General features: G+C 65.0%; 6 protein-coding genes. 3 read left to right on the top strand and 3 right to left on the bottom strand.

Annotated elements, in window-relative coordinates:
• Positions 1–191: 191 nt before the first annotated feature.
• Positions 192–2,492, top strand: a complete 2,301-nt coding sequence (locus QMX83_RS18625; protein ID WP_282298130.1) for a GH92 family glycosyl hydrolase — start codon at positions 192–194, stop codon at positions 2,490–2,492.
• A 31-nt stretch (positions 2,493–2,523) separates the two neighbouring features.
• Here the strand turns inward: QMX83_RS18625 and QMX83_RS18630 are convergent, their stop codons facing one another.
• Complete coding sequence (locus QMX83_RS18630) at positions 2,524–3,747, bottom strand: MFS transporter (RefSeq protein ID WP_282298131.1); 1,224 nt, start codon at positions 3,745–3,747, stop codon at positions 2,524–2,526.
• A gap of 173 nt (positions 3,748–3,920) precedes the next feature.
• Between QMX83_RS18630 and QMX83_RS18635 the strand changes: the two genes are divergently transcribed.
• Both QMX83_RS18635 and QMX83_RS18640 read left to right on the top strand, forming a co-directional pair.
• Positions 3,921–4,340 (top strand): hypothetical protein, encoded by a 420-nt coding sequence (locus QMX83_RS18635; protein WP_282298132.1) that lies wholly within the window; start codon positions 3,921–3,923, stop codon positions 4,338–4,340.
• Entirely contained in the window at positions 4,337–5,704 is a 1,368-nt protein-coding gene (locus QMX83_RS18640; protein ID WP_282298133.1) for a sorbosone dehydrogenase family protein, read from the top strand. The genes QMX83_RS18635 and QMX83_RS18640 overlap by 4 nt, the downstream gene beginning before the upstream one ends.
• Positions 5,705–5,728: 24 nt before the next feature.
• Here the strand turns inward: QMX83_RS18640 and QMX83_RS18645 are convergent, their stop codons facing one another.
• Positions 5,729–6,760, bottom strand: a complete 1,032-nt coding sequence (locus QMX83_RS18645) for a hypothetical protein (RefSeq protein WP_282298134.1) — start codon at positions 6,758–6,760, stop codon at positions 5,729–5,731.
• A gap of 67 nt (positions 6,761–6,827) precedes the next feature.
• Positions 6,828–7,535: a GNAT family protein gene (locus QMX83_RS18650; protein WP_282298135.1), complete on the bottom strand. Its 708-nt coding sequence runs from the start codon at positions 7,533–7,535 to the stop codon at positions 6,828–6,830.
• Positions 7,536–7,658: the final 123 nt, after the last annotated feature.

A 7,658-nucleotide genomic window follows, 5' to 3' on the forward strand; every position in this document is an offset into this window, starting at 1 on the left:
GCCGTTGGCCGGCCCATACGGTCCGTGGGCCGGCCAACGGCCGGCGCTACCGGGCTTTCAGAACCGACAAACTGCGGCGCAACATGCATGCGCCCGCCCACGGTGCTAGGATCAGGTTTCCTTGAATCGATCTAAATCACGCCATGGCTAAAGCGGGGGCGGTACGGTGGGTGGGGCTGGCGGTAGCAGCGATGCTGGCAGGTACGTCAGGCACAGCAGGCGCGGCTCCGGCCATGGTGGGGGAACGCGCCTATGCGGCGGTGGATCCCTTCATCGGCACGGGCGGGGAAGGGCATACCTATCCCGGCGCGACGGTGCCGTTCGGCATGGTGCAGCTGAGTCCGGACACCCGCATCCAGCCGCGCGAAAAGGCCTATGACTGGGCGGCGGGCTACCGCTACGACGACAGCAGCATTGTCGGCTTCTCGCACACGCACTTCTCCGGCAGCGGCCATTCCGACCTCGGCGACGTGCTGGTCATGCCGTACACGGGCACCCCGGGACTGGAGCGCGGCGACCCGGAAAAGCCGCGCAGCGGCTACGCCTCCCGCTTCCACCATGATCGTGAAGTGGCCGAGCCCGGCTACTACGCCGTCACCCTGGACGACTACAAGGTGCGCGCCGAGCTGACCGCCAGCCCGCGCACCGGCGTACACCGCTATACCTACCCGAAGGGTGAAGAGGCCAAGGTGCTGCTGGACCTGCGCACCAGCCTGTACGACTACCCGGGCAAGATCCTGTGGTCGCGCGTGCGCATCCGCGAGGACGGCACGGTCACCGGCTTCCGCGAGACCCGCGGCTGGGCCCCGGGCCGCCAGCTGTATTTCGCGATGCGCTTCTCGCGCCCGTTGAAGGGGCATGAGCTGCACAACACCGAAACCGACATTGCCTACAAGGGCTTCCCGCCGCCGAGCCACAACACGCCCGCGCAGCGTCCGCAGATCGAAGGCCGCCAACTGGTCGGCACCTTCGACTTCGGCAAGCTGGACGCGCCGCTGGTGGTGAGCGTGGCGATTTCTTCGGTGAGCGAGGCCGGAGCCGTCGCCAATCTGGACGCCGAAGCGAAGGACCAGAATTTTGACCGCGTGCGCGCACAGGCACGGACCCAATGGCAGCAGGCGCTGTCGGTGCTCGACGCGCAGGGCCCGGAACATGATCGCCGCAGCCTCTACACCGCGCTGTACCACAGCCTGCTCGGCCCGACGCTGTTCATGGATGCCGATGGCCAGTACCGCGGTTCCGACAACGCCGTACACAAAGCCGAAGGCTTCACCCACTATTCGACCTTCTCGCTGTGGGACACCTACCGTGCCCTGCATCCGCTGCTGACCCTGGTGCAGCCGGAACAGCGCAGCAGCGACTTCATCAACTCGCTGCTGGCGCATCAGCAGCACAGTGCCTATGGCATGCTGCCGGTGTGGTCGTTCCACGGCCAGGAGACCTGGTGCATGATCGGCTACCACGCGGTGCCGGTGATCGCCGATGCGTACGTGAAGGGCATCCGCGGCTTCGACGCCAACAAGGCGCTGGACGCCATGGTCGCCACCGCCAACTACGGTCCCTATGACGGCATCGCGCAGTACCGCGAGCTTGGCTGGGTGCCGATCGACGAAGAAGGCGAGGCCGCCAGCAAGACGCTGGAATACGCGTACGACGACTGGACCATCGCCCGCATGGCGCAGGCCATGGGACGCACCGATGTCGCAGCCACCTTCGACAAGCGCGCGGGCAACTGGCGCAACGCGTTTGATCCGGAAACCGGCTTCATGCGCGCACGCAAACGTGACGGCAGCTTCCGTACCCCGTTCGATCCCAGCGCGAGTGGCTATGGCACCGACTACACCGAAGGCAATGCCTGGCAGTATTCCTGGTACGTGCCGCATGACGTGGCCGGCCTGACCGCCTCGCACGGCGGTTCCGACAAGCTGCTGGCGCGGTTGGATGAGGTGTTTGAAGCCAAGGTCGACCCCTCGATCTTCGAACACATGGAAGACATCACCGGCCTGATCGGCTGGTATGCGCACGGCAACGAACCCAGCCACCATGTCGCCTACCTGTATGCCTACAGCGGCCAGCCGTGGCGCACGCAGTCGCGCCTGAAGCAGATCATGGATTCGCAGTACGCCGACCGTCCGGATGGCCTGGCCGGCAATGACGACCTGGGCCAGATGTCGGCGTGGTACGTGTTCACCGCGCTGGGCTTCTACCCGGTGGCACCGGGCAGCGCTGAGTACATCATCGGCCGTCCGTTCCTGCCCAAGGCCTCGCTCAATCTGCCCAACGGCAAGACCTTCACAGTCACCGCCGAGGGTGTGGGCAAGGGGCATGACTACGTCGGTTCGGTCACGCTCAACGGCAAGCCGCTGAACCGCACCTTCCTGCGTCATTCGGAAATCCTGGCCGGCGGCGAACTGCACTTCACCCTGCAGGCCGAACCGAACAAGGCGTGGCCGGGGCAGGGCGCGGAACAGCCGTACTCGATGTCGAAGTAACGTAGAACCGGGCTCTGCCCGGCTGCTTCACCTACCGCATCGCTGTCTTGGGCAGCAACGCTGTTGCCAATCCCAGCAGCGGCAGGAACGAGGTGAAGTGATACACCCACACGATGCCATGCGCGTCGGCCAGCTGACCCAGCCCGGCCGCGCCCATGCCGCCAATGCCGAACATCAAGCCAAACATCAGCCCTGACACCAAGCCCACACGCCCGGGCACCGCCTCCTGCGCATACACCACGAGCGCAGCAAAGGCCGACGACATCACCAGTCCGATGACCACCGCGAGCACCGCGGTCCAGAACAGATTGGCGTAGGGCAAGGCGAGCGCGAACGGTGCCACGCCCAGGAACGAGATCCAGATCACCGCCTTGCGCCCAATGCGGTCGCCGACCGGTCCGCCCATGAAGGTGCCCAGCGCCACCGAGGCCAGGAAGATGAAGAGATAGATCTGGCTCTGCTGCACGCTCAGCTGGAAGCGTTCGATCAGATAGAACGTGAAGTAGTTGGTGATCGAGGCGATGTAGACGAACTTGGCGAACATCAGCACCGCGATCACGCCGATGGCCTGAATTACCTTGTTGCGGCTCAGGCCCACGCCCTGCGAGCGCGACAGGCTGTTCAAGGTGGCGGTGCGATGGTGGGCGGACCAGCGTCCCAGCCGGAACAGCACCGCGATGCCCAGCGAAGCAACCAGCAGGAACCAGCCGATGGCACGCTGGCCGTGCGGGATGACCACGGCGGCCGCCAGCAGCGGACCAAGCGCCTGGCCACTGTTGCCGCCGACCTGGAACGTCGACTGCGCCGTGCCAAACCGCCCACCGGACGCCATCCGCGCCACCCGTGAGGCTTCGGGATGGAAGGTGGCCGAGCCGATCCCGATCACCGCCGCCGCGACCAGCAGCATTTCGTAACTGCCGGCCAGCGCCATCATCGCAATGCCCACAAACGTCGCGACCATGCCAGCGGGCAGCAGGTAAGGCAGCGGGTGTTTGTCGGTGTACATGCCGATCCACGGCTGCAGCAGCGAGGCGGTGATCTGATAGACCAGCCCCAGCAAGCCGATCTGGCCGAAGCTCAAGGCAAATTCCGCCTTGAACAGCGGATACACCGCCGGCAGCACCGCCTGGATCATGTCGTTGAGCAGATGCGCGACGGCAGCGGCTCCCACGATGCGGATGGCGAAACCTGACGGGGCAGGGGCGGTGGGGTCAGGCAGCTTGGCTGCGGCCGGGGGCGTGGATTCGGTGGACATGACAGCACTTCATGGTAACCCGCACATGGTGCCACGCTGCACACGCCAAGGCTTTGCACAATCAAACCTAAGGTCAATCCCACCCTCACGCCGGCTCTGGCAGGATGAACGGGCTTCCCCCCGCTGTTTCAAGCCCGCTGTTACAAGCGCTTCGTCCACTGCAGGAGACCACCATGGCTTCAACTGTCGTCGTGACCCGACCCTGGGTCATCCATCCGCTGCATGCGGCCTTCCTCGGCGGGGTCTTCCCGTTCTACCTGGCCACGCTGCTGGCGGATTACGCGTACTGGACCACCTATCAGATCCAGTGGGCCAACTTCGCCGCCTGGCTGCTGGTCGGTGCCATGGTGCTGACGACGCTGGCCCTGCTGGGTGGCATTGTGGGCCTGGTGCGCGGTAGCCGCCGATTCGCTTACGTGATCGTGCTCGCCATCACCTGGGTGCTGGGCTTCGTCAATTCGCTGCACCACGCCCGGGATGCCTGGGCGGTGATGCCCGGCGGACTGGTGATGTCGGTCATTCTGACCGTGCTGGCGCTGGTCGCCACCGTGCTTGGCCTGTGCTGCCTGCGCAACGCCGGAGGTGTGCGATGAGCCGCGCCCTCAAGATTGTGAGCCTGTCTGCGTTGAGCGTGGCGCTTGCTGCCTGCAGCGGGCAGAAGGCCCCGGACATGGCCCAGTACGGCAACGCCCCGGAACTGCCGTCGCCCCATCGCGGCGTGATGCCGGACATGACCATCGCCCAGCCGGCTGCCTGGGGTGACCAGGTCCCGACCGTGCCGAAGGGGTATTCCATCCGCGCCATCGCCACCGACCTGGCCATTCCGCGCCAGACCCTGGTGCTGCCCAATGGCGACATCCTGATTGCGGAAGGTCGCGGCGGCAGCGCCAAACCGCTCAAGCCCAAGGATGTGATTGCGAGCAAGATCAAGGCCAAGGGCAACACCCAGGTCAAGAGCGGCAATCGGCTCACGCTGCTGCGTGACGCCGATGGTGACGGCGTGTACGAACTGAAGACGGTGTTCGCCGACAAGCTCAACGCGCCTTACGGCCTGGCCATGATCGGCAACGCGATCTATGTGGCCAACCAGGATGCCCTGGTCCGCTTCGACTACACCGAGGGTGAGACCAAGGCCAGCGCCGCACCGGTCAAGGTCACCGACCTGCCTTCGGCGATCAACCACCACTGGACCAAGTCGCTGGCCGCCAGTGCCGATGGCCGTCATCTGTACGTGGGCATCGGCTCCAACAGCAATGTCAGCGAACGTGGCATGGACGTCGAGATCGACCGTGCCGTGGTCTGGGAGATCGATGCGCAGACCGGCGCGCACCGCACCTACGCCAGCGGTATCCGCAACCCGACCGCGCTGGCGGTGCAGCCGGGCACCGGCACGCTGTATGCGGTGGTCAACGAACGCGATGAGATCGGCCCGAACCTGGTGCCGGATTACCTCACCTCGGTGAAGGAGGGTGGCTTCTACGGTTGGCCGTACAGCTACTGGGGCAAGCACGTTGACACGCGGGTGATGCCGCAGAAGCCGGAACTGGTCGCCACCGCATTGACCCCGGACTACGCGCTGGGTTCGCATGTGGCCGCCCTGGGCGTCGCGTTCTCGTCGCCGGTGATGGGCAGCGGGTTTGCCGACGGCGTGTTCGTCGGCGAGCACGGCAGTTGGAACCGTAACCCGCCGGTGGGCTACAAGGTGGTGTTCGTGCCCTTCAGCAACGGCAAGCCGTCCGGTGAGCCGATCGATTTTGCGACCGGCTTCCGGGGTGAGGATGGGAAGACCCGCGGTCGCCCGGTCGGCGTGACCGTTGACCCCAAGGGCGCGCTGATCGTGGCCGATGACCTTGCAAACACTGTGTGGCGGATTACGCCGGATGTACCGGCCCCGGTTGCTCCGGCGGCCCCGGCGGCGCCGGTTGCCGAGCCTGCCGCACCGGCGACAGGCGGCTGATAGCGCTTGGGTCACTCCCGGGGGTCAGAACGAGTTCTGGCCCCCGGCTGATGCGGTGGTGAAGGACTGCGCACGGCAGTCGTCGTAGATCGCCTGCTTGTCCCATACCTTCAGGATGGGCGGTTGGGCCATGCGTGAGATCAGGTTCTGTGAGGCGGTGCGGTCGCCCGCAGCACAGGCGAAATAGGCATAAGCCTGAAGGTTCCATTCGGAGGGGTAGCGCTCAAGCATGTCGTCGAATCCGCGCTGCATTCTGGGCCAATTGGCCTTGCTGTCCTCGAACAACGTTGTGCCGTACTGGAACTGGGATGCAGCCCAGTACATCCTGGCGTACAGCATGGCGCGGTCCTTCGCGCGAACCCGCTTCTGGGAGAGTATGACCAGCGCGTCGAGCGCTTCTGCGTTGCCGCCCCATTTGGGCACGTAGTTGCTCACGCCCTGAAAATGTATCTCAAGGTAGTCGGGATGTCGACGCGTCGCTTCGTCGAAAAGTGCAACATATTCGGTGTCACTAGCACCGCCTTTGCGCGCAACTTCCAGCGCGAGTGAATACCACTCGGGATCCTTCCGCCCGACCTTCCGGATGTGGTTCAGATACTCGCCTGCAAAACTGTTCTGCGCCTTGAAGGCGGCCCATCGCTCTTTGTCTACCTTGTAGGCGTAGCCACTGGTGCCGCGATAGGCCCACGCAAGATTTACGCGCAGCTGTGCGCCCGCGAGCAGGGCAGTCGGGGAGGAAGGATATTGCTTCAGCCATCCGGTCATCCAGCGACCACGCGCATCCCAGGTGTCGCCGTCCTGGTCGCGGGTATCGAACTTGTCGGAGATGCCACCATAAAACTGGCTCAGCTTCCATACGCCACTTTCAGTGCGCGATTTGTTCTGGCGAAAGTCCTTCGCCATGGCCTCGAGCCCGGCGTAATCGTTGGCGTCCATCAGTCGGGCCACTTCCGCGACAATCGCAGCGCGCTCCTTCAATTCGTCGGCCCGTACATCCGCCACTGTCATGCTGCAGGCAATCGCCGCGCAGGCCAGCCATGATGTGAGTGTCCTCACTGTTGCGCTCCCCCTGAGTTTCCCTGTGAGGCGATCAGTATAAGGGCAGCAGCAGTTGCTTCGATGGTCAGCGCATCGCCGTCAGCGGCCGTCGCTGTGTCCCGGCTTCGTCAAAGTTGTCAGCCGCCAACCAAGCAGAGAACGCCTCATCCAGCTTCGGCCACTCGCTGTCGATCACCGAGAACCATGCGGTGTCGCGATTGCGGCCCTTGTAGACCAGCGCCTGGCGGAAGATACCCTCGAACTGGAACCCCAAGCGTTCCGCCGCCTTGCGTGAGCCGGCATTGAGGCTGTCGCATTTCCATTCGTAACGGCGATAACCCAGCACGTCGAACACATAGTGCATCAGCAGGAACTGGGCTTCGGTTGCCGCCGGCGTACGTTGCAGCAGTGGCGAGAACATCACGTGGCCGACTTCGATGACGCCATTGGCCGGGTCCTGACGCATCAGCGCCAGGGTTCCGGTGGCCTGTCCGCTCTGCAGGTCGACCACGGCGTAGTGACGCGGGTCGTCGCTGCGGGCGGCAGTGGACAGGTATTGGTAAAACGCGGCGTCGGAATCGAACGGCCCGCTGGCCATGTAGGTCCAGTCGCGCGGCTCCACCGCCAGGGCATACGCCTTGGCCAACGTCGGACCGTGCACGGCCGGGTCCAGCGGCTCCAGTCGACAGAAGCGGCCACGTAAGGTGATCGCGTTCGGGCGTTGACGCGCGCGCCAGCCGGGCAGGGGCATGCCGATGGGCTGACCGTACGGGTTGGTCCAGGCAGGGGGCATGGGTGCCTCGGCGTGAAAGGCGATGGGGGCGGTCGCCTTTCTATCATGCCGTTGCCCGCTCTGGTAGAGCCGGGCTCTGCCCGGCTGCGGTTGGCGCACAAGCGAAGAGCAGCCGGGCAGAGC

Source organism: Stenotrophomonas sp. PS02289 (genome assembly GCF_029960115.1).
In the GTDB taxonomy this organism is placed as follows: Bacteria; Pseudomonadota; Gammaproteobacteria; order Xanthomonadales; family Xanthomonadaceae; genus Stenotrophomonas.

Bases quoted from the DNA above. Each gene is read 5' to 3' on its own strand.
- QMX83_RS18625 (WP_282298130.1), top strand. From the start codon at position 192: ATGCTGGCAGGTACGTCAGGCACAGCAGGCGCGGCTCCGGCCATGGTG.
- QMX83_RS18630 (WP_282298131.1), bottom strand. From the start codon at position 3,747: ATGTCCACCGAATCCACGCCCCCGGCCGCAGCCAAGCTGCCTGACCCC.
- QMX83_RS18635 (WP_282298132.1), top strand. From the start codon at position 3,921: ATGGCTTCAACTGTCGTCGTGACCCGACCCTGGGTCATCCATCCGCTG.
- QMX83_RS18640 (WP_282298133.1), top strand. From the start codon at position 4,337: ATGAGCCGCGCCCTCAAGATTGTGAGCCTGTCTGCGTTGAGCGTGGCG.
- QMX83_RS18650 (WP_282298135.1), bottom strand. From the start codon at position 7,535: ATGCCCCCTGCCTGGACCAACCCGTACGGTCAGCCCATCGGCATGCCC.